The 25,408-nt window shown below is 58.6% G+C and carries 24 protein-coding genes; 10 read left to right on the top strand and 14 right to left on the bottom strand.

Going from position 1 to position 25,408, the window contains the following annotated elements:
* Nucleotides 1–55: 55 nt before the first annotated feature.
* Nucleotides 56–1,843, bottom strand: a complete 1,788-nt coding sequence (locus tag C9422_RS22295) for a choline dehydrogenase (protein WP_116582169.1) — start codon at nt 1,841–1,843, stop codon at nt 56–58.
* A gap of 158 nt (nt 1,844–2,001) precedes the next feature.
* A complete protein-coding gene (locus C9422_RS22290; RefSeq protein WP_007973008.1) occupies nt 2,002–2,361 on the bottom strand; it encodes a cupin domain-containing protein in 360 nt (119 codons plus the stop codon).
* A 113-nt stretch (nt 2,362–2,474) separates the two neighbouring features.
* On the opposite strand from C9422_RS22290, the gene C9422_RS22285 reads away from it, so the two are divergent.
* The 5 genes from C9422_RS22285 (at nt 2,475) to msrA (ending at nt 6,695) form a co-directional block, all read left to right on the top strand.
* Nucleotides 2,475–3,455, top strand: coding sequence for a LysR family transcriptional regulator (locus tag C9422_RS22285; protein ID WP_116582168.1), 981 nt, complete (start codon nt 2,475–2,477; stop codon nt 3,453–3,455).
* Between the two features lie 110 nt (nt 3,456–3,565).
* Nucleotides 3,566–4,018: a thiol-disulfide oxidoreductase DCC family protein gene (locus C9422_RS22280; protein WP_116582167.1), complete on the top strand. Its 453-nt coding sequence runs from the start codon at nt 3,566–3,568 to the stop codon at nt 4,016–4,018.
* 113 nt (nt 4,019–4,131) lie between these two features.
* A complete protein-coding gene (locus tag C9422_RS22275) occupies nt 4,132–5,004 on the top strand; it encodes a GNAT family N-acetyltransferase (RefSeq protein ID WP_116582166.1) in 873 nt (290 codons plus the stop codon).
* Nucleotides 5,004–5,897, top strand: coding sequence for a polysaccharide deacetylase family protein (locus C9422_RS22270; protein WP_116582165.1), 894 nt, complete (start codon nt 5,004–5,006; stop codon nt 5,895–5,897). The genes C9422_RS22275 and C9422_RS22270 overlap by 1 nt, the downstream gene beginning before the upstream one ends.
* 291 nt (nt 5,898–6,188) lie before the next feature.
* The gene (gene msrA, locus C9422_RS22265) at nt 6,189–6,695 is read left to right on the top strand and encodes a peptide-methionine (S)-S-oxide reductase MsrA (RefSeq protein WP_007973026.1); all 507 of its coding nucleotides are present in this window, start codon (nt 6,189–6,191) and stop codon (nt 6,693–6,695) included.
* Nucleotides 6,696–6,879: 184 nt separating this feature from the next.
* Here msrA and C9422_RS22260 read toward each other — a convergent pair whose 3' ends face one another.
* The 8 genes from C9422_RS22260 to C9422_RS22225 all read right to left on the bottom strand — a co-directional run bounded on the left by C9422_RS22260 (nt 6,880) and on the right by C9422_RS22225 (nt 15,424).
* Entirely contained in the window at nt 6,880–7,287 is a 408-nt protein-coding gene (locus tag C9422_RS22260) for a hypothetical protein (RefSeq protein ID WP_116582164.1), read from the bottom strand.
* A gap of 486 nt (nt 7,288–7,773) precedes the next feature.
* The gene (locus C9422_RS22255) at nt 7,774–8,970 is read right to left on the bottom strand and encodes an ABC transporter permease (protein ID WP_116582163.1); all 1,197 of its coding nucleotides are present in this window, start codon (nt 8,968–8,970) and stop codon (nt 7,774–7,776) included.
* Entirely contained in the window at nt 8,970–10,181 is a 1,212-nt protein-coding gene (locus tag C9422_RS22250) for an ABC transporter permease (protein ID WP_116582162.1), read from the bottom strand. The genes C9422_RS22255 and C9422_RS22250 overlap by 1 nt, the downstream gene beginning before the upstream one ends.
* Complete coding sequence (locus C9422_RS22245; protein WP_116582161.1) at nt 10,181–10,867, bottom strand: ABC transporter ATP-binding protein; 687 nt, start codon at nt 10,865–10,867, stop codon at nt 10,181–10,183. Before C9422_RS22245 ends, C9422_RS22250 begins: the two co-directional genes overlap by 1 nt.
* Nucleotides 10,864–12,015, bottom strand: coding sequence for an efflux RND transporter periplasmic adaptor subunit (locus C9422_RS22240; protein WP_007973025.1), 1,152 nt, complete (start codon nt 12,013–12,015; stop codon nt 10,864–10,866). The genes C9422_RS22245 and C9422_RS22240 overlap by 4 nt, the downstream gene beginning before the upstream one ends.
* A 382-nt stretch (nt 12,016–12,397) precedes the next feature.
* Nucleotides 12,398–12,796: a DUF5329 domain-containing protein gene (locus tag C9422_RS22235; protein WP_116582228.1), complete on the bottom strand. Its 399-nt coding sequence runs from the start codon at nt 12,794–12,796 to the stop codon at nt 12,398–12,400.
* A 147-nt stretch (nt 12,797–12,943) separates the two neighbouring features.
* On the bottom strand, nt 12,944–14,422 hold the full coding sequence (locus tag C9422_RS22230; protein ID WP_116582160.1) for a DASS family sodium-coupled anion symporter: 1,479 nt from the start codon (nt 14,420–14,422) through the stop codon (nt 12,944–12,946).
* 54 nt (nt 14,423–14,476) lie between these two features.
* Nucleotides 14,477–15,424: a lactate dehydrogenase gene (locus C9422_RS22225; protein ID WP_116582159.1), complete on the bottom strand. Its 948-nt coding sequence runs from the start codon at nt 15,422–15,424 to the stop codon at nt 14,477–14,479.
* 828 nt (nt 15,425–16,252) lie between these two features.
* On the opposite strand from C9422_RS22225, the gene gabP reads away from it, so the two are divergent.
* From gabP to C9422_RS22210, 3 genes are all read left to right on the top strand, one after another.
* Nucleotides 16,253–17,653, top strand: coding sequence for a GABA permease (gene gabP, locus C9422_RS22220; protein WP_116582158.1), 1,401 nt, complete (start codon nt 16,253–16,255; stop codon nt 17,651–17,653).
* A 109-nt stretch (nt 17,654–17,762) separates the two neighbouring features.
* Nucleotides 17,763–18,875 (top strand): GlxA family transcriptional regulator, encoded by a 1,113-nt coding sequence (locus C9422_RS22215; RefSeq protein ID WP_371924822.1) that lies wholly within the window; start codon nt 17,763–17,765, stop codon nt 18,873–18,875.
* Nucleotides 18,876–19,229: 354 nt separating this feature from the next.
* Complete coding sequence (locus tag C9422_RS22210) at nt 19,230–20,090, top strand: OST-HTH/LOTUS domain-containing protein (protein ID WP_116582157.1); 861 nt, start codon at nt 19,230–19,232, stop codon at nt 20,088–20,090.
* A 216-nt stretch (nt 20,091–20,306) separates the two neighbouring features.
* On the opposite strand, the gene C9422_RS22205 is transcribed toward C9422_RS22210, so the two are convergent.
* The 4 genes from C9422_RS22205 to C9422_RS22195 all read right to left on the bottom strand — a co-directional run bounded on the left by C9422_RS22205 (nt 20,307) and on the right by C9422_RS22195 (nt 23,395).
* Complete coding sequence (locus C9422_RS22205) at nt 20,307–20,630, bottom strand: hypothetical protein (protein WP_116582156.1); 324 nt, start codon at nt 20,628–20,630, stop codon at nt 20,307–20,309.
* 695 nt (nt 20,631–21,325) lie between these two features.
* Entirely contained in the window at nt 21,326–22,282 is a 957-nt protein-coding gene (locus tag C9422_RS22200) for a hypothetical protein (RefSeq protein ID WP_256590014.1), read from the bottom strand.
* The gene (locus tag C9422_RS32065; RefSeq protein ID WP_133249028.1) at nt 22,279–22,608 is read right to left on the bottom strand and encodes a hypothetical protein; all 330 of its coding nucleotides are present in this window, start codon (nt 22,606–22,608) and stop codon (nt 22,279–22,281) included. The genes C9422_RS22200 and C9422_RS32065 overlap by 4 nt, the downstream gene beginning before the upstream one ends.
* A gap of 388 nt (nt 22,609–22,996) precedes the next feature.
* The gene (locus C9422_RS22195) at nt 22,997–23,395 is read right to left on the bottom strand and encodes a hypothetical protein (protein WP_116582155.1); all 399 of its coding nucleotides are present in this window, start codon (nt 23,393–23,395) and stop codon (nt 22,997–22,999) included.
* Nucleotides 23,396–24,010: 615 nt separating this feature from the next.
* Here C9422_RS22195 and C9422_RS32635 point away from each other — a divergent pair.
* Together C9422_RS32635 and C9422_RS22185 are read left to right on the top strand one after the other, a co-directional pair.
* Entirely contained in the window at nt 24,011–24,388 is a 378-nt protein-coding gene (locus C9422_RS32635; protein ID WP_256590013.1) for a c-type cytochrome, read from the top strand.
* Nucleotides 24,389–24,769: 381 nt separating this feature from the next.
* The gene (locus C9422_RS22185) at nt 24,770–25,339 is read left to right on the top strand and encodes a hypothetical protein (RefSeq protein WP_116582153.1); all 570 of its coding nucleotides are present in this window, start codon (nt 24,770–24,772) and stop codon (nt 25,337–25,339) included.
* The last annotated feature ends 69 nt before the right edge of the window (nt 25,340–25,408 follow it).

Raw genomic sequence — 25,408 nt, 5'->3', positions numbered from 1 at the left:
AAAGCAGAACGAAAGCTCGATTATGCGTAGCTTCGTTGCCCGGTAACGCTGTGACTCAACCCGCCACCATCGGCAGCTGTTGTCCCTTGGCATTTTCCAATAACGCGGCCGCTAGCCGATTTCGCTCGCCGGAATAGTCTCGGGTGATATTGGGGCCGCGTTGCCGGGTGGCCCATTGCGGATCTGCCAGTAACTCGGCGCCCTGCGCCTCCGGCAGGTGACGGCCACGGATCAAATCTGACAGCCGCTCGGCCAGCATCAGTGTTGGTGCCTGCAAGTCGCCAGCTGTGGCAGCGGGCATCAGCGAGGCATCTACCACCCGCAGCGCTTCCACGCCGCGCACCCGACCGTCGGGGAATGTCACCGCAGCTTCGTCGCTGCCCATACGACAAGTGCCGCAGGGATGGTAGGCGCTTTCCAACTTCTGCTTGAGAAAGGCATCTATGGCGGCATCGTCCTGCACTGCCGCGCCCGGGGCCAGTTCTCGACCCCGATAAGGGGCGAAGGCCGGCTGAGCGAAGATTTCCCGCGTCAGGCGAACGCAGGCCCTGAACTCCGTCCAATCATCGCTATGGGTCATGTAGTTGAAGCGTACTCGCGGCAAACTTTCCGGACGGGCGTCACGCAGCCTGACCCAACCGCGGCTCTTCGAACGCTTTGTGCCGACATGCACCTGGAAGCCGTGCCCGGCGGCGAGTGTCTGTCCGTCATAGGAGATGGCCAGCGGCAGGAAGTGAAACTGGATGTCGGGATAAACGATGCCCGCCCGGCTGCGAATATGACCGCCGCTCTCGAAGTGGTTGGTCGCACCAGGCCCGCGCCGGGTAGCGAGCCACTCGATACCGATCCTGGCCTTGCCCAGAAGGCTCTGGGTGGGAAACAGGCTAACCGGCTGGGTGCACTCCATCTGAAGGTAGAGCTCCATATGATCCATCAGGTTTTCGCCCACTTCGGGTGAGTCATGGATCACTGCAATACCCTGCTGCGCGAGCTCCCTCGCAGGTCCCACGCCCGAGCGCTTGAGGATCACCGGAGACATGATGGCCCCAGCTGACAGGATGACTTCCCGCGTGGCCATGGCTCGGGCTGGCTTGCCCGCTACCGAAAACAAAACACCGGTTGCTCGTCGGCCATCGAACATCACTCGGTCAACCAGGCCGCCCTTGATTACACGTACGTTCCCCCGGGCGATGGCAGGTCGCAGATAGGCCCGGGCAGCGCTCATGCGGCGCCCGTCGCAAACGTTCATTTCCATCGGCCCAAAGCCTTCGTGCTGCCGATTGTTCATGTTGTCACTTAAAGCGTAGCCGGCCTCGTTCCCGGCTTTGACGAAGGCCCGATAGAGTGGATTGGTTTCCGGCCCCCGCTTGATGTGCATCGGCCCATTGACCCCGCGCAGTGAGCCTCCGCCCTCGACGTTTTCCAGACGCTGGAAGTAAGGGAGCACGTTGGACCAGCGCCAGCCATCGGCACCCAGCGCCTCCCATAGCTCATAATCCATGGGGTTTCCGCGAACCCAACACATGCCGTTGATCGACGATGAGCCGCCCAGCCCTTTGCCACGGGGCAGGTTCACTTGCCGCCCGTCCAGGCCAGGCTCCGGCTCGGTCTTCATGCCCCAGTTGAAGCGCTTGGTGTTCATCGGGATCGACAGTGCGGCCGGCATCGACACGAAGAGCGAGGCATCGCTGCCACCCGCCTCGATCACCAATATCCGCAAGTCCGGGTCTTCACCAAGGCGATTGGCCATAACGCAACCGGCTGCGCCGGCACCGACGATGATGTAGTCATAGCGCCCTTCGTCTTGCGGGCTGGATAACGATGTTTGCTTTAGAGTCGACATGGTAATGATTCCCACAGACGTAATGCTGGAGGCAGACCCATTCACCCCGCTCGGCAATGTCCGCGCCAGGTTCAGGGTCCGGGTTGGTTTAAAGGAGCGATTGCTCAGTTTGCGCTTTGCGATTGGTTGTTATGACTCACACCCAACTCTTCAGCTGGCTAACCGACAATCACATAAAACTTCAGCATCGGAACTGGCTGACGCCACACACCACGAAACCCCTTGGGCACCAGAAAGGAATCACCTTGGGTATAGGTTTCGCAGAAACCGTCTGCTTCGAGAGTGACCTCCCCCTCCAGTACCACCATGAACTCATCAGCCGGATAGTTCTCGTAACGCTCGGTGTAAGGTTCGCAACGCCAGATACCCGACTTCACCGGTGGCTCGCTACGGCAGAAGTAGGCATGATCCAGGCCCATCGGCCGGCCTTCGATCAGCTCGGCATGTTCCAGAGCCTCGTTCGGCAATTGCTGCCAGTCACTTGGGCCAGTCGAAGAAAAACGGATGGGTAGGAGCATTATGAAACCTCGGAATTGCGTGTTGGGATTGACGTCAAAGCTAAAGTCAGGCTCCTATACGGGCAAGTGACAAGATTTCAGCCTGAGTCACTTCAGGTTACGGAGCGCCCCCTTTGAGAAAACATCAGTCGCTAACCGCGCTTCGCGCCTTCGAGGCCGTTGCCCGACTCAATAGCATTTCGTCCGCTGCGGAAGAGCTGCATGTAACGCGTCCAGCAGTGTCAAAACAGGTTACGCAGTTGGAGAGCGACATGGGCTGCGCCCTGCTCCAGCGCACGGGCAATGTGATCCGCCTGACTTCGGCGGGCCGCGAGCTGTTTGCGGCCCTGCAACAAGCCTTCGAGTTGATTCAGCTGACCACCGATACCATCAGCCGCCGGGCACGGCGGGGAGAGCATCTACGGGTGTTGGTCTGCCGTGACTTCGCGTCAAGCTGGCTGGCCGGCCAGGTTGGGAAGTTTCTGGTTGCCAATCCCGGGATATCCGTAGAAATCACCGCCGAAAACAACTTTAGCTTCCGCCTCGATGAGGATTTCGACTTCCGAATTTTCTATGGTATGCATGGAGCCAGGGCGGGCGGAGGGCTGGAAGAGACTGAGCTGTGCCGCTGGATCGACGTTCTGGTCTGCACCCGCAGCTTTGCAGAAACCTATTTAGGTGAGGGCCACAAGCCTTGCGAAGCGCCTTACCTGATCGATGCCAATTACGATGTCTGGGACGAGTGGTGTACCCTGACCGGGCTGGATCCTGGCGGTCCGCGTCGCCAGCAGACAGTGTTCAACGAAACCACCCTGTGCCTATCGGTCGCCGCATCAGGTGGCGGTCTGACCATCGGCGACAGCTTCCTTGCATTGCCCGCCATCCAAACAGGCGAGCTGATCGTTCCCTACCCGCTGGGCCTGGTCAGCGCGCAGAACTACAGTCTGTTCAAACCCAAGGCAAGACCGAACTCACCGGCCAGCCAAAAATTTGAGACCTGGCTACGCGGTGCAATAGATGCCTACCAAGTGACAGTGCGGCAAGCGCTCGCGGAAAAAGGCATTCGAGTAGTGGAGCGCACCGATGCTGTCGACCAAAGCGCCCCTGTCGACTGAACGTGCTGCACCAATTACGGAACCCACCGTTACTGGATCGTCGCGCACAGACTTCACCGCCGGCACGCGGTTATGATCCGGGATACCCAGGCGCCCTTGGACCCACACTCATGCCAGCCTCGAAAATCCTCCCCTCCCCCGCGCCGCTGCTCAAACCCGGTGAGACGGTGGTGTTGTTCGACGGTGTCTGCAAGCTGTGCAATGGCTGGGTGAGGTTCGTGATTCGCCATGACCATCAGCGGCGCGTGCGGTTGGCGGCGGTTCAGTCACCCGAAGGACAGGCGCTGCTCGCCTGGGCAGGTCTGCCCTTGGATCAATTCCACAGCATGGCGGTGATCCGTGACCGATTCTACTGGGAGCGTTCCCAAGCATTTTTCGAAATCTTTGCCCAGTTGCCCGCAATCTGGCGCCCCGTAAACCTGTTGCGCATCATCCCTCGCCCACTTCGGGATTGGGCCTACGACCGCATTGCGCTCAACCGTTATCGGCTCTTCGGCAAATACGACACCTGCCTGTTGCCGGATCCGGATCATGAACAACGCTTTTTGAAAGCGCCCCGGTGAACGCCTTGAGGCGACATCACGCGCTGGATCAATACACGGCTTGAAGCTATACCGAAAGGGTTCCGGGCGGGGATGGACCACACGCTCGATTAGCGTCTGAGGAGAATTTCACGGTGTCGAATCAGTTGGTCATACGCAACATGACCCGTCCCGAACTGGACGAACTCGTCGAGTGGGCTGCCCGTGAGGGCTGGAATCCCGGCCTTCACGATGCCGAGCTGTTCTGGGCCACGGACCCTGCCGCCTTCATCGCGGCGTCCCGGGGCGAGGAATTGATCGGCGGCGGTGCCATCACCTCCTACCATGGCGAATTCGGTTTCATGGGTTTTTTCATCGTCCGGCCTGAGTATCGCAACCAGGGCCTGGGCAATACCCTCTGGCACGCACGCCGCGAGCGACTCCTCGCCCGCCTGCGCCCGGGCGCGAGCATCGGCATGGACGGCGTCTTCGCGATGCAGGACTACTACGCCAAGGGTGGTTTCATCTTCTCCCATCGCAACCTGCGTTTTCGTGCCGAGATCACCGAGCGCCCGACGACCTCCCAGGCAGACGACCAGGACATCGTCCCGTTGGCCGCCTTTCCGTTCGATCAGGTGGTCGATTACGACCGCACCTGCTTCCCCGCCCCGCGCGTCACTTTCCTGAGCGGGTGGATAGCCCAGGCCGATGCTCTCGCCGTGGGTTGCCGGCGCGAGGGCAGGCTGAGCGGCTATGGCGTGATAAGGCGCTGCCGGGAAGGCTGCAAGATCGGGCCCTTGTTCGCCGATGACGCCCTGGCGGCCAATGCCCTCTACGCACGCCTGGCGGACTTTGCGCAGGGTGGCCCGCTGTTTCTCGATGCCCCGGAGAACAACCCCGACGCCATGGCGCTCGTGCGCCAACAGGGCATGACCGAGGTGTTCGGCTGCGCACGCATGTACCTCGGCCCTCCTCCGGCGATCGCGCACGAGCGTGTGTTCGGCGTCACCACCTTCGAGCTGGGCTGATGTCCGCCCGCGACCTCATCGGTTATGGCGGCCGTCCACCCCACCCGCGATGGCCCGGTGAGGCGCGCGTCGCGGTCCAGTTCGTCCTCAACATCGAAGAAGGCGCGGAATCCTGCCTGCTCAATGGCGACGCCCAGTCGGAGGCCTGGCTTCACGAGCTACCGGGCCGCCCGCCGCGTGTGGGGGAACCGGACTTGAGCGTCGAGGGCATGTACGAATACGGATCGCGCGCAGGTGTGTGGCGCATTCTGGAACTGTTCCGCGCCCGAGGCCTGCCGCTGACCGCCTTCGCCGTCGGCCGGGCACTGGAACTCACCCCGGCGATCGGCCAGGCGCTCTGCGTGGCCGGGCATGAGATTGCCGGGCATGGCTACCGTTGGCTGGACTATCGCGACATGCCGGAAGACCAGGAGCGGCGCCATATCCGCCTCACCCTCGACGTGATCGAGCAGGCCTGCGGTAAACGCCCCGTCGGTTGGTACACAGGAAGGGTCAGCCAGAACACCCGTCGCCTGTTGCGTGAGGAAGGCGGGTTTCTCTACAGCTCGGACGCCTACAACGATGACCTGCCCTACTGGCTCCCGGGCTCGCCCGCCCACCTGGTGATCCCCTACACACTGGTCAACAACGACGCCCGCTATCTGCTGCCGAACGGTTTCGCCTGCGGAGAAGACTTCTTCCAGCTGCTCAAGGATGCGTTCGACCTGCTGTGGCAGGAAGGCGCGCAACACCCGAAGATGATGAGCGTCGGCCTGCATGGGCGGATCAGCGGCCATCCCGGTCGTGCGATGGCGCTGGCGCGCTTTCTCGATTACGTACAAGGCTACGACGCGGTGTGGATCTGCCGGCGCGAAGAGATTGCCAGGCACTGGATAGCCCGGTTCCCTGCCTGAGTGGGGTTCGGAACGGGCTGAGCCACGCCGGTTTATCAATATCGTCCGTTCTGCATCAGGCGCCCTGCTCCTCCTTGAACATCGCCGGGGCGTTGCCTGCCACTCATGTACGTTTTGGGTCGGTTTCAGTCGCTCATGGAGGGCAGAAACCGACCCAAAGCTGATGGTGGCGACAGGCAGAAATCGGCCAGGAGCGGTCATTCCAGTCCTGTTTGCGCGAAACCTTGGAATTGGCCAACACGCCCTCATAACAGTGGCTATACACAACGTCCCCGAGAGGAAGGACAGACCATGACCAGACAAACCGAAACTGCCATTCTCGCCGGCGGCTGCTTCTGGGGCATGCAGGATCTGCTGCGGCGCTATCCCGGTGTGCTGCACACGCGGGTCGGTTATACCGGCGGCGATGTGCCGAATGCCACCTATCGCAACCATGGCAACCACGCCGAAGCCATCGAGATCGTCTTCGACCCTGCCGTGATCAGCTACCGGCAGATCCTTGAATTCTTCTTCCAGATACATGACCCCAGCACGCCCAACCGTCAGGGTAATGACCAGGGCCCCAGCTATCGTTCGGCGATCTACTACCTCAATGAACAGCAACGCGACATTGCCGAGGACACCGCTGCCGATGTCGATGCTTCACACCTTTGGCCGGGCCGAGTAGTCACCGAAATAGAACCGGCCGGGCCTTTTTGGGAAGCGGAACCAGAGCACCAGGATTACCTCGAACGCATACCGAATGGCTACACATGCCACTTCATCCGCCCGAACTGGAAGCTCCCCAAGCGCGCCTGAAAGTCGAGTTTACGAGGCGCAGAGGAGACCGATTCTGACCGCTAGCAGCCCTTTCGCGAAGGGCTGCTCTGGATTGATGGATTTCCCCTGGTGACAGGCTGAAAGCGGCCAGTAGCGGACATTTGGCATGTCACAATGGGCGGCTCAACACTCAGTGTATGGCACGTGAGTTTGACGCTTTTAATCATTGGTTTTCAGCAGGACTGTTCCACATCAGCACGGCCAGAATAGCTGCAGCGATGATGCTGGGCGCAAATAAAGGGATACTGACACTAAGCGGTTGAACACCGTAAATCATGACCGCTGCTGCAAGCATTCCGCACAACAAGCCGACCATCAACCTGGCCTTGCTTCTGAATCTGGGTCGCGACCACAGTAGTCCAAAGTAGATGCGCCACCCCGAATAAACCCCTAGCCAACCGAACACTACCGTTGGGAGTGTCAGCCAACCCGAGAAGTCGCCTTCTGACATAATCGCGATTGAAGCCATCAGCCCCATAACACCGAATAATGCAGCAAATGCTGTCGGCGGAACCATTACAAGCAACGCCATTGTTGTGAGTAAAACTCTACGTTTTGTGAGAGGGGTCATTGACCAATTCCTGTTGGCTGTATAACCGAAAGAATAGTCACGGTATTCGATTACTACTTGTCGCCACCGGCAGCTTTGGGTCGGTTGCTGCCCTTCATTACAGGCCTCAACCGCCCCTAAGCGGTCACTCGAAACATTGATCAACGTAAGCCCGCAGGAATGTATCCTCTACGGACACTCTGAATTCCGAGGGCTTGCTGCCGGAGTTTTGCACTCGGTTTTTGCCGCCGCCAACCCATTAAAATCACCGGCCCAGCGCCTAATGCCAGTCAGTTAAGCGTTTGATCACCGCAAACCTTGTGGGAGCGAGCTTGCTCGCGATGACGGCTGGACAGTCAAACAAGGGGTGCCTGACCGTCTGCCATCGCGAGCAAGCTCGCTCCCACAATGTCCGGGGCTTAACTGATCGGCATTAGGCCCAGCGCCGGCGTTTTCGTTATTGTCACCCAGCCTACAGCCACCCCGTCAGGCTCATTGGCCTGGCCGCTATTCACTGCGCAGAGCCGCCACCGGATGCAGGCGGGCCGCCCGCAGTGCCGGCGCCAGGCCGGCGAGAATGCCGAGCACCGCCGCCAGCAGCAGTGCCAGCAGCAGAAACAACGGCTGCAGCGCCAAGGGCAGGCTTGGCATGGCCAGGTGCAGTAGCCCGAGCAGCAGGCCCATCAACAGCAGACCCAGCAGACCACCGGCCAGGGACAGCAGCGTCGCTTCGGCGAGAAACAGCCCGAGCACCTGCCGCGGACTGGCACCAATCGCCCGCAACAGGCCGATTTCCGCCGTGCGCTCGCCCACAGTGGTGGTCATGATGGTGAGAATGCCGACGGCGCCGACCAACAGGGAAATGCCCCCCAAGGCACCGATGGCCAGGCTCAGGGTGCCGAGAACGCGGTTGAAGCTGCGCAGCATGTCGTCCTGGGTGCTCAGGCTGAAGTCCTCCTCGCCGTGCCGTTCGCTGAGCACCTGGCGAATCTGCTGACTCAACACCCGCGAAGTGGTGCCTGCGCCGAACACCACATGCACTTTGACCACCCCGGTGCGGTTGAACAGGCTTTCGGCCCAATCCACCGGGATGTAGGCGATATCGTCGAGGTTGAAGCCGAGCAACTGGCCCTTCTGCGCCATCACGCCGATCACCCGGAAACGCACGCCGCCGACGCGGACCAGCTCGCCCAGCGGATTGCGTGCACCGAACAGCTCGACACGCAGCTGATGGCCGAGCACCACATAGGGCGGCGAACGACCGTCACGGGCCACGGGCAGGAACTCGCCCAGGCTCAGTTGCATGCGCCAGGCCTGCGCCAGCTGATGGCCGCCACCGAGAATGTCGCTGCGCCGGCTCAGTTCACCGAACTGGACATCCCCGCTGCCCGGAATGATCGGCACCGCCGCCTCGACATGCGGCAAGCGCCGCAGGGCGTCGGTATCACTGATGGTCAGTGGCCGTACGCTGCCGAGCAGACCGCCGAGGCCGCTGGTCTGGGTCTTGCCCGGGCGCACGGTGATGATCCGCGTACCAAACTGCGAGAAGTTCTCCAGCACATAACCGCGCACGCCTTCGCCTATGGCCGTGAGCAACGCCACGGCGGCTATCCCGATCGCTATCCCGAGCAGGGTCAGCAGGCTGCGCAAGGGGCGACAGGTCAGCGCCGAGCTGGTCAGCCGGAAACCATCTCGCCAGCGCATCAGTGCGCTCCCGGCGGGCGTAGCGCCGCCACCGGCTCCAGCGCCGAGGCCCGAGCGGCCGGCAGCCAGGCGAACAGCAGCGCCGTGACGAGTGCCAGCAGCACCGCGCTAGCGCGCGCCCACCAGGGTGCATAGAGCGGCAGATCAAACGCCAGGCGCCCCAGCCAGAGCAAGGTTTCGGCCAGCAGCAGCCCCGCCAGCGCCCCCGCCAGGGCGAGCAGCGCCGCCTCACCGAGGAACAGCAGGCGCAGCTGCGCCGCCGTGACACCTATGGCTTTGAGCAGGCCGATCTCGGCGCTGCGCTGGCTCACTGCAATCCAGGTCACGTTCATGATCAGGATGCCTGCCACCAGCAGGCTGATCGCGGCAATCCCGGCCACCGCCAGGGTCAGCACCGTGAGTATCTCGTCGAAGGCGCTGAGCAGGCTGTCCTGGCTGATCAGGGTGATGTCTTCTTCACCCTCGTGGCGCTCCTTGAGCGCGGCGAGTATCTGCCGCTTGCTGCGCTCGAGAAAGCTCGGCCCATGCACCTCGACAAACACCCGCAACAACCCCTCGCGATTGAACAAGGCCTGGGCACTGGCCACCGGGATGATCAACATTTCGGCGAAATCCATTCCCAGGGATTCGCCCCGCTCACTGAGGATACCGACCACCCGGAAGCGCCGGTCGCCGGCGCGCAGCCATTCACCCAGGGCCGGGCGCGCACCGAATAGCTCGCGCCGGAGTTTGCCGCCGATCACGCAGACGGCCTCGGCCTGCTCAGGGTCCAGCGCCGGCAGGGGCTGGCCCTGGACGACCGTCAGTTGGCGAATGGCGAAGAAGTCCCGGGTGGTGCCCAGGGTCAGCACCTCACGATTGCGGTTGCCGACTATCACCTCCATCTGCCCGGCCTGCATCGGCGCGACCCGGCGGATGCCCGGCAACCGGGTGATGGCCTGGACGTCCTGCAAGGTCAACTCGTGCGGCGTCAGGCCGGTGAGCGGCGGCATGCGCCCCGTGGTTTCCTTGCGGCCCGGGAATACGATCAGGATGTCGCGCCCGAGCAGCGAGAACTCGTTCAGGACGAAGGCCCGCGCGCCCGCGCCGAGACCGGTGAGCAGATTGACCGCCACCACCCCGATAGCGATGGCCAGCAGCAGCATCAGGCTGCGCGAGCGATGCCCACGCAAGGCGCCGAGCCAGAAGGCCAGGGCATCGGCGGCACGCATCAGGCCAGCGCCTGCTGCGACGCAGCACTGTGGATCCGCCCGTCACGCATGTGCAACTGGCGCTGCGCACGGGCACCCAGGCTGGCGTCGTGGGTCACCACTATCAGGGTCAGCCCCTCTTCATTGAGCTCCTCCAGCAGGCTGAAGACTTCGGCGCCGGCCTGGCTATCGAGATTGCCGGTGGGCTCGTCGGCCAACAACAGCGCCGGTTGCATGACCATCGCCCGTGCAATGGCGACGCGCTGGCGCTGACCGCCAGACAGCTCGCCCGGGCGGTGGGCAATGCGATCGCCCAGCCCCAGGCGCTCCACCAATTGGTTGCTGCGCTTGTGCCGTTGCGCCGTGCCGATGCCGGCGAGGACCATCGGCAGCTCGATGTTTTCCAGCACCGTCAGCCGTGCGATCAGGTGGTAGGACTGGAACACGAAACCTATCAGTTGGCTGCGCAGTTGGGCGCGCCGTGCCTCGCTCAGCGTCGCCGTGGCCTCGCCCTGCAGCCAGTACTCACCGGCGCTCGGCGCATCGAGCAAACCGAGGATGTTCAGCAGGGTCGACTTGCCCGAGCCCGACGGGCCCATCACCGCCATGTAGTCACCGGCGGCGATGTCCAGATCCAGGCCGTCCAGCCCCATCACCTGCTGCTCGCCCAACTGGAAGGTGCGGCTGCCGCCGCGCAGGCGGATCATTGCCTGGTCTCCGCCGCATCCACCGGGATCACCGCCACGGTATCCTTGAGCCCTTCCTGCTCGAGGCTGGCGACTATGCGCGCGTTCTCGTCCAGCCCTGCGAGCACCTCGGTCCAGCGCCAGTTGCTCAACCCGGTTTGCACCGCCACCTCGCGCAACACCCGGGCGCTGGGGTCATAGCGCAGCACGCGCTGCCCCTCCAGCAGGGTCTCGGTGGGGATGCGCAAAACACTTTCGCGCTGCTCCAGGAGGATCTCGACATCGGCGCTATAGCCGGTGAGCAGAACCAGATTCGCCGGCGGCTGGTCGAAGCGCACCTCGACATCGACGGTGCGCGCCTGCTTCTCCAGTTCACGCACATAGGGCGCGATGCGGCTGACGCGGCCAGCGAACTGCTGGCCACGGAAGGCATCCAGGGTGATCCGCACCGCAGTTCCGGGGCGAACCCGGGCAGCGTCCACTTCATCGATCGGTGCCTCGACATACAGGCAACTGTCGTCGATCAGGTCGACTGCCGGCGGCGTGGGAATACCCGGCGGCGAAGGGGTGACGAACTCGCCGAGTTCGCCGTTGATTTCTGCGACTATGCCGGCGAATGGCGCACGCAGGGTCGCCTGCTCCAGCAGTGAACGCTGCAACTGCAGGCTGGCGTCGGCCTCGCGGATCAGCACGTTACTGGCATTGCACATCAGCTTCGCCAGGTTAGCCTTGGTCTCGGCCTGATCGAGGCGATCGGCGGCAACCAGCTTGCGGTCGGCCAACTGGCCCAGGCGATCGAGGTCGCGCCGGTCCAGATGAGCCTGCTGGCAGCGCTGTTCGCGGGCGTTGCGTTGGGCCTCCAGCCGCGCCTCGGCCTCCTGCAACCGGGCCTGCTGCTCGTCCTGCCGCAAGCGCATGAGCACCTGACCCGCCTGGACCCGCTGGCCCTCGGCGATCAGCAACTCGGCAACCTGGCCGCCGACATTGAAGGACAGATGCGAGCGTCGACAGGACTTCAGCGTCCCCGCGCGGGTGTTGGCCACCAGCGTCTCCACCGGCCCGCGCTCAACCTCCAGCAGCCTGACCGGCAACGGCTGTGGTCGACTCAACCAGCCGCCCAGCACCACCAGACAGGCCAGCATCGACGAGCCAATCAATAATTTGCGCATGGACTTCACCTCCTCCCCACATGGCTTGAGCCTAGGTCAGGAGGGTAAAAGAACAACGCAAAACGTCATTTATCCGACGTTTTTCAGACGAGCGTCAGATGAGCGCCAAATAAATGGCAAATGAGATTTATTTCTCTCGCAACGGCTGTTCGCCAGCCATGCCAACTCAATTGAATTCCTTGCCGCGGCAACGCTGCGACGTCGAAATATCGCCGGAAACCGTGCCACGCTTTGCCTATACCCGAATGTCTTCAAGCGGCCAAAAGCAGACGATCAGGGGTCTCTTTGAATCAGGGGAAAGATATGACACTCGGAAAAAGTCGAGCGCTTTCCTTCTTGGCCACGGAGCGCCATTCAGACTGTTATCGGACTTGAGACAAAATCAATGAAGTTGCCGTTGCCTCTGTAGTTCTCTCTTCAACCAAGTGTTTGCCGGTTCTACACCTTCTGAACATCGCACCTCATAGGCGCGGCCACTCATGCTGCTTTTAGTGGCAGCAAGATCGATGAAGTCTTCTGCGCTGTTCACCAAGTTCTTGCCTTCGAGATATTTCAGTTTCTGCTCCAGATGGGCCCGAGCGCGGGGACCTGGGTATTCGTTCCCATTGCGCACAAACTGACACTCACTGTGTTCGACAAAGTCCAGCAAGCCTTTTATCTCTTGAGTGACTTGAGGTGCGGCGAGAACCTGCACATTAGTGATGATTGCGACAAGGCTGATACCCGCAGCCATCATCAACAGGCTGACAAGCTGCTCTGTACCCCTCATCCGGATCCGCATGATCAACCCTGGTTTTGAAGGTGAAATGAAACGGGATCCCTCCTCCTGCCGATACAGCGGGTGCAGGAAGACAGCGCACCCAGCTTCGCAACGCGGTACCGCTCTTCTCAATCAGGTGGCTGGCTACTTCTATCCTCCGGTGCCGTCTCAAACATGTCCAAGCAACTGCCACCAAAGCGGGCCGACGACCAGCCAGATCACCATGTAGATGACGCTCATCAAGAAACCGGTCTTCCACCACTCCCCCTGGGTGACGTAACCGGCACCGAACATGACCGGCCCGGAACCGATGCCGTATTGGGTCAGGCAACCGTTGACGCTGCTCAGGATGCCGAGAGCGACCGCTGCGGTGAATGGCGGGATGCCGGCAGCGACCATGAGCGCCATGCAGAGGGGAAACAGAGCACTGATATGTGCCGTGGCGCTAGCGAAGAAATAATGGATGTAGCAATAGATCGCCGCCACCAGCATATAGACAGCCAGCCTCGGGAAACCCTCCAGGTGTGCCCCGAACTCCTTTCCGAACCACGAAACCATGCCGTACTCATTGAGTTTGGAGGCCAGCATGATCAGCAGGCCGATCCAGATCATGGTGTCCCAGGCGGATTTCTCATTTAGGGCATCCTGCCAGGTCAGTACGCCGGTGATGAACAGCAACGAGACACCGAGAGCCGCCGCCAGCGTCGCTCCGATTTTCAGATCCTCACCGAAAATCCAAAGCACCAGCAAGCCAACGAAGATCACCGCCATGATGATTTCCTTGGCCGAGATGGGCCCCATCGCTACGAGTTCTCTCTGTGCCAGGGCCTTCGCATCGGGTGTCTGGCGAATCTGCGGCCGGACAATCCACAGCAAGGCCACCGGAATGAGGGCAAGGCACAGCAAACCGGGAACTGATGCTGCCACCGCCCATTCGAGCCAACTGATTGAGACGCCTTGATCTGCGGCCATCTTGACCGCCAGGGGATTTCCCGCCATCGCCGTGATGAACATGCCTGCGGTGATGATGTTGGCGTGGAAGGCACAGAGGATCAGATAGTTCCCCACCTTGCCGCGCGACTCAGGGTCATCGGCATGGCTGCCGAGGACCTCCGACATCGCTCGGGTAATCGGCAGCATCACCCCCCCGGCGCGAGCGGTGATGCTGGGCATGGCGGGCGAGATAAGGAGTTCAGTCATGACCAGTCCATAACCCAGCCCCAGGGTTCGCTTGCCCAGCAGCCGCATGAACAGGAGAGCGATGCGGTGCCCCAGTCCTGTCTTGATCACGCCTCGGGAGATAAAGAAGGCAAGCATCACCAGCCAGACGAGGTCCGTCCCCGTGGATTTGGTGACGTCGGCAAAGGACACGACGCCAACCAGCACACCTACCGTGGCGCTGATAATGGCTACCGCCGACATCGGAAGAGGGGCGGTCATGATGCCGGCGATGGTGGCGACGAACACGGCGAACATGTGCCACGCCTTCACGTCGAGGCCGGCCGGTGCCGGGAGGAACCAGAGGACGATACCTATGCCCACCGGGACGAGAAATTTCCAGACATTACTGAGATGCCCTTCCGATGGCGTCGGTTTCGTCATGGCCGGGCTTGCAGGTTGCGAATCCTTAGCGGGTAATACAGCCATGATATAAACCTCTTGGCGGCACTGTTCGGTTTATTCAGAGCGTGCGCAATTTCCCTAACGGGCGAGAAGCACGCTGTCGGTTGCCTCTTTGACGATGCACGCACTGCGCTGCAAGGCCTCGCGCTCGATGGGGCCGAGTTCCGGATAAGCCAGTAACTGCGCTCCTCTGCCATTGACCACCATCGGCAGCGACAAACACACCTCCGGTACGCCTTCGACTTCAGCATGCACGACAGCGACCGGCAGAATGAGGTCGGTGTTATGTACGATGGCCTGGCAAATTCGCCCAATCGCACTGGCGACTCCATAGTGGGTGGCGCCCTTGCCTTCCTTGATGAGCGTGGCTGCCTCGTGCACGGAGCGCAGGATCAGATCGCGGCTGGCAGGCCCCAACTCTTTACCGCTCCTGACCAGGAACATATCGAGGGGCATTCCGCAGACCGTCGCACCGGACCAGTCGATCAACGCGGATTCGCCGTGTTCGCCGAGAACGTAGGCGTGAATCGCAGGCGCCACGACACCCAGCCGCTCGGAGAGCAGCGATCGCAGTCGCCCGGTATCGAGGGAGGTGCCGGTGCTGATAACGCGCTCGCGCGCGCAACGCAGGCGGTCAAAAACGACACTGGTCAACACATCGCAGGGGTTGGTCGCGATTACGTAGATCGCATCCGGGGCCAACGGTGCAGTGCGATCCACAACTTGCGCTGCAATGGCCGCATTGGTTCTGGCCAAGTCCAGACGAGTCTGCCCTTGCTTCAGACCGACACCCGCGGTGATCACGATGATGTCCGCGTCGCGTGCGTTCTCGTAATCACCGGCATAGAAGCGATTGTGCCCCCAGAACGCTGCTGCGTGGGTGAGGTCCAGCGTCTGCCCTTCGGCTCGTATTCGCGCGACATCGATGATGACGATCTCGGCGCTCGGAATAGCCACGGCCGCAAACAGGGCTGCTGATCCGCCAACCAATCCTGCACCGACGATTACGATCTTCGGTTGCCGCATCGCATGCCTCCCGTCGCCCCAGGAGAATTGGACACCTGAACCAGGCATCCGCCAGTGGACAGTCAAGCTTGAAGTGACGCGAAACCTACATGAGCCGACAGCCTGACTACTCGGGCCGACTCTCAATCGATTTCGTTACACATATCTTTTGCGTAGTTATTGAACAGCGCACCCGACCCCAAGGGTTCAAGGGGGGTGTCCTTCAAGGCGAGCGAGCCAAAAAAAGGAAAATTTTCAACAGGCTGTTAAAGGCTAGCCGCACATGGCGAGTTCCTCATTGGGAACCGGCAGGAAAAGAGTAGCTCAACATCGACTGGGTGCATGCCCGTGAATTTGGGAATAATCGCACACCAGGACGGTAGGGATGGTGATCAGGCTAACGTGAGGCCCAATCGGAACAGCCGGGCTTGTATCGGCCAGAAGCCGACCTTCACCCACTGGCCAAATTGATGCTGCCATACAACGTTATCAATAACTCGTCTCGGCAAAATTTGCGGGCGCTCTGGACCCTATCGAGCCAATAACCCCCCTCAATGAACCCGGATGATTGCCTTTGGCCACTTAGTGACCATTGGGTTTTCATCGCGAACACAATGACTTTCCGTGTCGATATCAGACACGGATGTGGCGTGATCAGGTAACTGAATCATCGGACAAGCCGGGTAAGGTGGCGCACCTTTTCATCGAAACGACCACGTCACGATGATGGGCTTGATAAGAACTGCAGCGTTTGAAGGGTGCTTCCTTCAGGAAGCCCGGCAGGCAGCAATGATGACCTGTTGCCCTATCCATCCGCTTAAATGTCGATCGGCAGAGAATAAAAAACCAATGATTAGCCCGAGCTCCAAGGATTCGAGTGGCCAATTGGCGCAGGGCTTCAAGCCTCGTCACGTAACAATGCTGTCAATCGCCGGTATTATCGGCGCCGGTTTGTTCGTTGGTTCAGGACACGCCATTGCGGCGGCTGGCCCGGCGGTGCTGCTGGCCTATCTGTTCTCTGGCCTGCTCGTCGTTCTGGTCATGCGCATGCTCGGTGAAATGGCGGTGGCCAACCCGGACACCGGCTCTTTCTCCACCTATGCCGACCAGGCCATCGGCCGTTGGGCCGGCTTCACCGTCGGTTGGCTCTACTGGTGGTTCTGGGTGCTGGTGATCCCTATCGAAGCGCTGGCCGCCGGTCATGTATTGAACCAGTGGTTTCCCCAGATCGATGCCTGGCTGTTCGCCCTGGTGTCGATCATTGCACTGGTGGTGACCAACCTGTTCAGCGTGTCCAAGTACGGCGAATTCGAGTTCTGGTTCGCCATGGCCAAGGTGCTGGCGATCATCGGTTTCATCGGCGTGGGCTTTGCCGTGTTGATGGGCTGGGTTCCCGATCGGGAAGTCAGCGGATTGAGCGGCCTGATGGCCGAGCACGGCGGGTTTGCTCCAAACGGGCTGTCGGCGGTAGTCGGCGCCTTCATCACCATCATGTTCAGTTTCATCGGTACCGAAGCGGTCACCATCGCCGCCGCCGAATCCGACAATCCCTCGCAGAACATTGCCAAGGCCACCCGTTCGGTGATCTGGCGCATCGGGGTGTTTTACCTGCTGTCGATTTTCGTGGTCATCTCCGTGGTGCCCTGGAATGACCCGCTGCTGGCTTCGGTAGGCTCCTACCAGCGGGCGCTGGAAATCATGAACATTCCCCACGCCAAGTTCATGGTGGACGTGGTGGTGCTGATCGCCGTGGCCAGTTGCATGAACTCCTCGATCTACATTGCCTCGCGCATGCTTTATTCGCTGGGCCGTCGCGGCGATGCACCGAAGGCACTGAAAGCGACCTCCTCCGAAGGCGTGCCGCGGGCAGCCGTCATCGCCAGCACCGTGTTGGGCGCGGCGATCACCGTGTGGAGCTACTTCATGCCTGCCGGGTTGTTCGAGTTCCTGCTGGCCAGTTCCGGCGCGATTGCCCTGGTGGTGTACCTGGCCATTGCGGTGTCGCAGCTGCGCATGCGCCGGATGTTGCGTCGGCAGAACGTCGAGCTGACCTTTCGCATGTGGCTGTTTCCCTGGCTCACCTGGTTGGTGATCCTGTTCATCTGCGCGGCGCTGGCCGTGATGATGGCCTCCCCTGATCACCGTACCGAAGTGAGCACGACCATTGGCCTGGCGCTGGCGATCTCCTTTATCGGCCTGGTGACATCGCGTCACCCTGCGCAGGCTGCGAGAGTGACATCGGTGGGATAAAACCCGGAAGGTAGTTGCGCCGAACCTGATACCCCCTACGCCAGGACTGGGGGTATTACCCGCTCCTGTGTCTCAGGCCGTCATCGCTTTTTGTGAGGACATGACCACGATGTCATCGAACTCCACCGTGTCCGACGGTAAGACTCAATCCGTCGGTTTTCTGCTGCTGGACAAATTCACACTCATTTCCCTGGCGTCCGCAGTAGAGCCACTGCGCATGGCCAGTCAGTTGTCGGGGCGAGAGCTCTATCGCTGGCATACGTTCAGCCCCGGTGGAGAGCCTGTCTGGGCCAGTGACGGCGTGCAGATCACTCCGGATGCTTCATGGAAAAATCCATTGGTGGCGGACACTGTAATCGTGTGCGGCGGTATTGGAATCCAGAGCGTGATTACCCGCGAGCACATTACCTGGCTGCAAGCCCTGGCGCGTCAATCCAGGCGGTTGGGAGGCGTGTGCACCGGTAGCTGGGCGCTCGCAAAAGCCGGGCTGCTCGACGGCTACGAGTGCAGCGTGCATTGGGAATTTCTGGCGGCCATGCAGGAAGCCTTCCCGCGAGTCAGCATCAGCGCGAGCCTGTTCACCCTCGACCGAAACCGCTTTACAAGCTCCGGCGGAACGGCCCCCATGGACATGATGCTGCACCTGATCGGTCGCGATCATGGTCGAGAATTATCCGCCGCCATCTCCGAGATGTTTGTCTACGAGCGCATACGCAACGAACAGGATCATCAGCGCGTTCCCCTCAGGCATGTGCTCGGAACTCATCAGCCCAAGCTGCAGGACATCGTCGCGTTGATGGAGGCCAATCTCGAGGAGCCGATCGACCTGGATAACCTTGCAGAATACGTTGACCTGTCACGTCGACAGCTGGAGCGGCTATTTCAGAAATACCTTCAATGTACGCCGTCACGCTACTACATGAGGTTACGTCTTGTTCGAGCGCGACAACTGCTCAAGCAAACATCATTGTCGATCATTGAGTTGGCGTATGTATGCGGTTTCGTGTCCACACCCCATTTTTCCAAATGCTATCGCGAGTACTTTGGAGTGCCACCCAGTGAGGAGCGTTCCGGCTCGGAAATGAATCGCAAATTGGCAACGCCTGCGACGACGCAGCCGTCATTGACCAAACCGCCGACAGCGCTCGACCAGGCACGAAACGAATCGACCTTTGCCAGTGTTCGCATGATGGATCGTTCCGGTTTGGCGGAGTCGTACTGATGGGACGGCCCAGTCGCATCTTCCGTAGTGCATGAGCTTACTCAATAAGATCACGCAGCAGATTTGACGTGCACATGGGTGTTCCTCCCAAAATCCAGGTCGGTGAAACATGGGTTTCTTGGCGATCCTGCACCTCTATGGCCCGACCAAGGACTTCTTCTACAAGACGTGGAAATCTGGCGATTTGCAGAAGCAGTAACGAGGAGCAGAGCGAGGCGATATGAGCGAGCGGATTGACTCAACCTACACTGAGCTTGAAAAGCATCCGATTTACGCGTTGCAAGCCCTCCTGGCAGGTCAAGCGTATTGAAGTGAATCGCTCCAGCCCTACCACTTATGCCTGAGTCGTTAATCATGGATGAAGTCACTGACATGCCCTCGGATGATGTACCTGACCTTCAACCTACAGTGCAGCGCAAGCTGGGGCGCTGCCTGTTGCGCTTGCAACAATACGAACTGCTGTTGAAAGCCCTTGTCGCGCATGGCGAGCTGAGCGGTCCTGCGGACCGGCTGCCTATCATCCGTGAGCAAAATATCGCATGTGCCCAGAAAAAGACCATGGGCACGTTGATGGGGATGTTGACCGAAAGCTTTCTGACCCAGTCGCCCCAAAATGAAGAATCACAGACGCAAGCCGATGCCGGTGACCAGATCTGGTTCAGCTATCGACACCAGTTGGAAATGTCAGGCGAGCGCTATGAGGCAACGAAGGCCGCTCTCAAGGAGCTCGTTGACCTGCGCAATGAACTGGTCCACCACTTCATTGAGCGTTTCGATCTCTGGACTGAATCAGGCTGCCAGGCGGCGGATGGTTTTCTGGAGGACAGCTACGAAACCATCAATCGGCACTGTCTGAATCTGCAATCCTGGGCCAAACACATGAGTGTGGCACGAGATAAACTGGCTTCGTTTATGCAGAGCCAAGCATTTGAAGATGTGTTCGTTGGTATCCGGGTGGATGGCTCAGTCGATTGGCCCGGCAGTGGGATATGCAGTTGTTTACGTGAAGCGGAAACCAAGCTTGCCGAAGGTGGCTGGACGCGACTGGAAGCAGCCATCCGCTGGATTGGAGGTACCTATCCAGAGCAGATGCCCAAGCGCTACGGTTGCAGCAGCTGGCGACATGTCCTGCACGAATCACGGCAGTTCGAAAGACGAAAATCCCAAGCTGATAATGAACGTACTGTCGTCTGGTATCGCAGCAAGGTCAGTTGAATGGGAAGCTGTATCGCCTCTCCTCTTGTAAGCGCGCTGACTGACTGCTCCTGGCCGATTCTGTTGAAAAAAGTCCGGCTTCCCAAAACTGCCTGATCATTGACTGGTGAAAACGCCTGTTTTGCAAGCCGCTACGTGAAATTCGAGTCCGATCGCTACCGATGAAAGCTACCAAAAACGGATCGTCCAGATAGCGAAGTTGAAAGTTAAGAGAGATCAATTACACTCTTCGAAGTAAGATTCTATGGCGCGGTCTTTAGTGAGCATATAGTCTTCTACCCAAACTTTTGTTTCTGCGTCAGCTGTCGCATTATAAATATCTTTCATTCCGTACGCCTCATAATCGCCTATCAAAGTATCCCCCTCGCCCGGATCGTTTCCTCCGAACCACTCAAGAAGTGTATAACCTTGATTGGTCTGCACAATGTAATAACTACATCCAGATTTGTAATAAACAACTACTCCTTTTGCCGCACTAACTAGTGGGGAGCATAGGATTATAGATATTAGAAGCACGGCCGTAAGGGCGCGATTATTCATCGATATCGAAACTCCAGCGGGCTAAAATTCTGGCATGGGCATGAAGCCGTTGCACTGAGTCGAAAGCTCCGATGCTTGAAAAATCGGTAGGAAGATAAGTCGTCGTTATCCATAACGGTAAGTCCCTTTACGTGCACGTGGGGTTTCCTACTTATGTTGATGTTAGCTGGGGGTATGGAGGAAAACAATTAGAAGACCGGCAATAGGCTCAAAGCCTGGGTTAAAAAGCAAACACCTACAATGACGCCATCGGCATGCATACCTGTGACCGTTACTTGTATACCTGCACTTTGGCCGTTTCTGCTGGTCGCACGCAAGCCGGATTATGTAGATTTATACTAGTCACAACCGGCCGAATTGGACCCATTGCTGCCCTTCGTGAAAGGCAGCTGTCGGCGATTTACCTACCTCAGGTGATGGCAATAGTGGAAATGAGCTTTACCCCAAAAGCCGTCAAGGCACTATTCCATACGCGCTCTGTTGCTGTAGCGGTGCTGAACGGAGAGGTCATCGATAACTGCGGAGGTTTCACGAGACGTTAGGCTACAGGGTATTTCGGTATAAATTTCATGGGAGCGAGCGGACCATCATCATGAGGTTCAGATTTAAGTCTGTACAGCCAGCCTGGATAGCAGCCATAAGTGCAGCTGCCGCAGATCTCTATCACTCTGATCATTAAACCCCACCGCAGCACGTTACTCCTCCGGCTGCTCTTGAACTCCGAGATCTCGATACTTTTGCTTACCCCACACGGTAGGATCGGGAATCACCTCGATCACCCTCGTTGGAGGAGTGTTGATACTAAACCCCGGCTCCATTTTCTCACGCATTTCGAGGTACTGGCCCAGGAAGGCGTCGTAAGCCAGGCGGGGCGCGTACTGAACGTTTCCTTTCTGGTCCACCGCCTCGCCGTGATAGAAGAAGTCCACGCCCTGGGCAAGTGGCACTAACAGGCTGGCGACAGGTTTGTAGTCACCCTCATAAAGCGTGAGCCGCAGCTTTGCCTTGGCACCGTACAGCAGGCCCATCTGTTCGGCGAACCAATTGACGTATTGGTCGCCGTTAATCCGCGTTGGATCGGCCGGGACCGTAAAAGCAGTGTCCAGGGCTCGATTCTTACGGATGCGGCTGGCCATCCCATTCAGCTCCAATCCTTCAGCGAACTCGACATCGACCTGTTCCCCAGGCTCGATTTTGATCGGCTTGTTCATCGAAATCACGGGCCACAACAAGTTCTTGGAGAAGAATGAGGCGCCACCTTTCGACAGATTTCTCGCTTGCACTATTTCCCACTTGGCTGACGTCAGGAGAATTGGCGCCGCCGTGATATTGGTCACACGGGCTGAAACAAAGACCTGCTCATTTACGGTTTGCTTACCACTGCCGGGTCGTCCGAACATCGGAGTTGGACTGAGCCAAGCCTCTGCAACATAGAGTCTCCGGCCCTGGCTAGCGGCGGTGATGTCGGTCAGACGCTTCAGTACTTGTTCAGTGACGCCGATGCAAGTGCTATTTCCCGATGCACCCGCACCGGTAACGATCGACGAGCACGGGCCCGTGGTCTGCATATTCTGGGATTGCGCCAGAACAATCTCTGGCAACACCAGCACCGAAAGCATCATCACCGCGCGGCGAAGTTTTTCTTTCATCACGGCCGGGTGTCGACTGTGGATTTAACCACAGCGCCTTGCCCGGTCACGATTGGCGAGGCCGCACCGTGGGTGGATATTCCGTTCTTCGGTGGGGTATCTGCAGACGCCGACCTGTTTGGCCCTTTGACTTCGGTTACGACATGCGCATCAGGTGCGGTGATGATGGGGGAGGCGTCGCCGTGGGTGGAGATAGAAGGGCTCGGTTGCTCTGCTGGTTGCAGCGTCACACCTATCCGATCGGGTTTTGCTTCAACATGCAGCCCACGATTTTGAACAAGTGCTGAGATGGCCATTACCCCAATCACAACAACCAGGGTGAACGTCACTACCGACACCTTCCGGACACTTCCCCACATTTCGGGCGTCTTCTGCGAATTTCTATTCAATTTTGAACTCCTGTAATTAACTGGGCAGTATCCCTACCGCCGCTGCAGGCGGCTACTGTGCAAAGTACATCCAAGCCTAAGGCGGTGAGAGTACATTAACGTGCACATTAGGTGCGACAGGCCTACTGCTCATTTAGCAGTTTGGGGTCGAAAGCAGTCTCCCGACTGAAGCATTCGACTCATAGAGGTCGATGGCGAATAGTCGCGACAGCCCAAAGCGAGTGCTAGACCTTGATCGGTTGAGAGTATCAATAGGGACCGTTCGCTCGAATGTCCGCAAGCTCTGCTTACGGGCATTCGAGCGAACGAAGCGAATAGATTAGGCTAATTATTTTGCCTCACTCTCACGAGCTTTCTCTTTTTTTAATAGCTCGTCAAAGTCTATATTGAATCGTGACTCCAGCCTTTCGAGCGCGTGCTTTATCCCTCGCAAGATATAAAGTTCATTCGCCCCAAAGGCATAATGAGCCGAACTAAAACGCTCTTCACCAAGTATACAGTATGCCGCTTCTCCGCTAGAGCTTTTCGTGTACGGAAACGTTCCTTTGTATTTTTCGCGCCCGCCTTCAGAGTTCGTGAAACGAATTGGGTAGCGGAAGTCCCTGCCCTCTCCTTCCCAAGCACCACCTGGCCCAAAGTTTTGAATGCTCCCATTGTAACACTCACTTCCTATCTCATATTCGATTTCGTGCAAGAGTTTGTAGAAGTCACGTGTTCTATTTTTCATGAGTTATTTCTCTAAGAACAATAACGATCAAGCTAGTGGCCTTCGTAAGGCGTGGCTTTCGAAATAGTAGACCAGCACAAGCTACACCGCCTTGAATGACCACTTTTCGGTGAAATCGCCCCCCTCCGTGAGGCGGCAGTTGCCGCCCCTGGTGAAAGTCAGAATCGCTCAAAAAACGTCACTGGGATGCGCCAGAAAAACGAGTAGATTCAACGGGCAGCAGAAATGACGGTGTATGCCGACACGATGGCTGATATCTTTCCCGCGCACCTGATCGCGTCCAATCGACGCTGATCCCATCAAGGAAGATGAAAACAATGAAAACAGTGCACGGCGCCCTGCCCCTTATCTGCCTGAAACTACAGGCATTCGCTGGCGAAAACCCCCATCGGCCTCCCGGCTTCGACGTTGCCAGACAAGCAAAATGACCGCCCGCTCAAGTTGGCCCTCTGGCACCTGAATACAACAACTGCCCGCTGACAACCTGATCACTGTGTTTCGCCAGTCGACCTCTCGTGGGCGCGAGCACATTGCTAATGAACTGAGTGTTGCAGTGGCAACTCCGGGATTTGCCCCTCGATTCAGATCTGTTTTAAACAACAAGGCCGCATCAAAATGAAAACATTATTCATCGTCACGCTCGGAATGTTATCGCTCATTCAAACTTCACTATCCTTCGCGGACAATGTTAACGGGAAAAGTATCTACTCACAGAGATGTATCATGTGCCACGGAACAGATCTCAAAGGAACAGGACCACTGGCTAATAAAAGCAACCCTCCTACGCCTGACCTTACAACCTCCGCTTTCAAAAAACGGTTAAATGATTATCCGGGTGTTATTGTGCCATCGATAATACTTCGTCCAAATGGAGACTTGACTCCAAGAACTTTGCAAGAGAATGGTGTAAAGCTATCGCCGTACTCCTGGAGGATTCAGGATCTGCGCGATATAAATCAATACATGAGTGGTGTGATTTCAAAAACTCGATGAGTTTGAGGTGAGAGGTGGGCACAGAAACTCAAGAGCCATTTCAAACTTGAGGGCTTGTGGGGCAATGCCAGTGAGCCCGTCGACCTCTCGCGGACGCATAGCTGATGACCAATCTCTGATTAATACAAGTTCGGGCGGCGCTTCGCATCCAGCAGTCGTGACAGACATTTAACGGCCAGGAGCGGCATTTCTCGGTTAGAACCGAACACCTGAACCTGCAGATGCCCGAATGGATCCAATCAACACGTACAGGCAAGCGCAAAAAATGCTGACTGGAGGGGTTTGAAACTTGTTGTTACAAGCAAGAATACGTATCATTAATATTCAAACTCAGGACGCAGGGAGTGCATTGTCCATACAATAAGAAGGTCAAAAAAAATAATGCTTAAAATGCTCCTCGTGTACGTTCATCTGCTCGCCAGCTGTATTGCCCTCGGCAGGGTATTGCTAGCCGATCACAAGCTTTGGAATTGGCGCAAGGAAGCGCTGGATCAGGCGAAGCTTGAGTATCTGGAAGAAACCAGGAAAATCGCCACCCTCGCGTTACTGGCCCTTTGGGGCAGTGGTCTGCTGTTGGTACTTCAGGGGTATCTCCTCGAGGGCACTGCGTATTTGCTCAACCAGAAGCTCTGGGCCAAGGTGGCGGTTGTCGCGCTGCTGACTCTGAACGGCGGTCTGTTGCATCGCGTCGGCTTCCCGTTGTTGCAAAAAGCCTCCTTCGTCTTGTTACCAAGTGCCGACCGCGGTCGCCTTGCACTCTTGGGGGCGTTCTCCATGAGTGGCTGGCTGTTCGCCGCTTTCCTGGGGGTGGCTCGAGCCTGGAATCATGTCATGCCATGCTTGCATGTGATGGGGGTTTTCACGGCATTCGCATTGCTGGCTTGTGCCGTGGCGCTTGTGGTCGCCAGCACGGCGGGCACGATACGTGGTGAGGAGCCTACGGTTTCATAGTGGGTGAAGCACGAACTCAAGCGTGGATAGCATGACACCTCCCTCGGCACAGGAGTCCAGCAAGGCATC

Origin of the sequence: Pseudomonas sp. B1(2018), from assembly GCF_003097365.1 — a bacterium.
In the GTDB taxonomy this organism is placed as follows: Bacteria; Pseudomonadota; Gammaproteobacteria; order Pseudomonadales; family Pseudomonadaceae; genus Aquipseudomonas; species Aquipseudomonas laurylsulfatiphila.
This window is presented reverse-complemented; position numbering and strand designations above follow the sequence as displayed.

Coding starts and splice junctions, on each gene's coding strand:
- C9422_RS22295 (WP_116582169.1), bottom strand. CDS start 1,843: ATGTCGACTCTAAAGCAAACATCGTTATCCAGCCCGCAAGACGAAGGG.
- C9422_RS22290 (WP_007973008.1), bottom strand. CDS start 2,361: ATGCTCCTACCCATCCGTTTTTCTTCGACTGGCCCAAGTGACTGGCAG.
- C9422_RS22280 (WP_116582167.1), top strand. CDS start 3,566: ATGCCAGCCTCGAAAATCCTCCCCTCCCCCGCGCCGCTGCTCAAACCC.
- C9422_RS22270 (WP_116582165.1), top strand. CDS start 5,004: ATGTCCGCCCGCGACCTCATCGGTTATGGCGGCCGTCCACCCCACCCG.
- msrA (WP_007973026.1), top strand. CDS start 6,189: ATGACCAGACAAACCGAAACTGCCATTCTCGCCGGCGGCTGCTTCTGG.
- C9422_RS22260 (WP_116582164.1), bottom strand. CDS start 7,287: ATGACCCCTCTCACAAAACGTAGAGTTTTACTCACAACAATGGCGTTG.
- C9422_RS22255 (WP_116582163.1), bottom strand. CDS start 8,970: ATGCGCTGGCGAGATGGTTTCCGGCTGACCAGCTCGGCGCTGACCTGT.
- C9422_RS22250 (WP_116582162.1), bottom strand. CDS start 10,181: ATGCGTGCCGCCGATGCCCTGGCCTTCTGGCTCGGCGCCTTGCGTGGG.
- C9422_RS22245 (WP_116582161.1), bottom strand. CDS start 10,867: ATGATCCGCCTGCGCGGCGGCAGCCGCACCTTCCAGTTGGGCGAGCAG.
- C9422_RS22240 (WP_007973025.1), bottom strand. CDS start 12,015: ATGCGCAAATTATTGATTGGCTCGTCGATGCTGGCCTGTCTGGTGGTG.
- C9422_RS22235 (WP_116582228.1), bottom strand. CDS start 12,796: ATGCGGATCCGGATGAGGGGTACAGAGCAGCTTGTCAGCCTGTTGATG.
- C9422_RS22230 (WP_116582160.1), bottom strand. CDS start 14,422: ATGGCTGTATTACCCGCTAAGGATTCGCAACCTGCAAGCCCGGCCATG.
- C9422_RS22225 (WP_116582159.1), bottom strand. CDS start 15,424: ATGCGGCAACCGAAGATCGTAATCGTCGGTGCAGGATTGGTTGGCGGA.
- gabP (WP_116582158.1), top strand. CDS start 16,253: ATGATTAGCCCGAGCTCCAAGGATTCGAGTGGCCAATTGGCGCAGGGC.
- C9422_RS22215 (WP_371924822.1), top strand. CDS start 17,763: ATGTCATCGAACTCCACCGTGTCCGACGGTAAGACTCAATCCGTCGGT.
- C9422_RS22210 (WP_116582157.1), top strand. CDS start 19,230: ATGGATGAAGTCACTGACATGCCCTCGGATGATGTACCTGACCTTCAA.
- C9422_RS22205 (WP_116582156.1), bottom strand. CDS start 20,630: ATGAATAATCGCGCCCTTACGGCCGTGCTTCTAATATCTATAATCCTA.
- C9422_RS22195 (WP_116582155.1), bottom strand. CDS start 23,395: ATGAAAAATAGAACACGTGACTTCTACAAACTCTTGCACGAAATCGAA.
- C9422_RS32635 (WP_256590013.1), top strand. CDS start 24,011: ATGAAAACATTATTCATCGTCACGCTCGGAATGTTATCGCTCATTCAA.
- C9422_RS22185 (WP_116582153.1), top strand. CDS start 24,770: ATGCTTAAAATGCTCCTCGTGTACGTTCATCTGCTCGCCAGCTGTATT.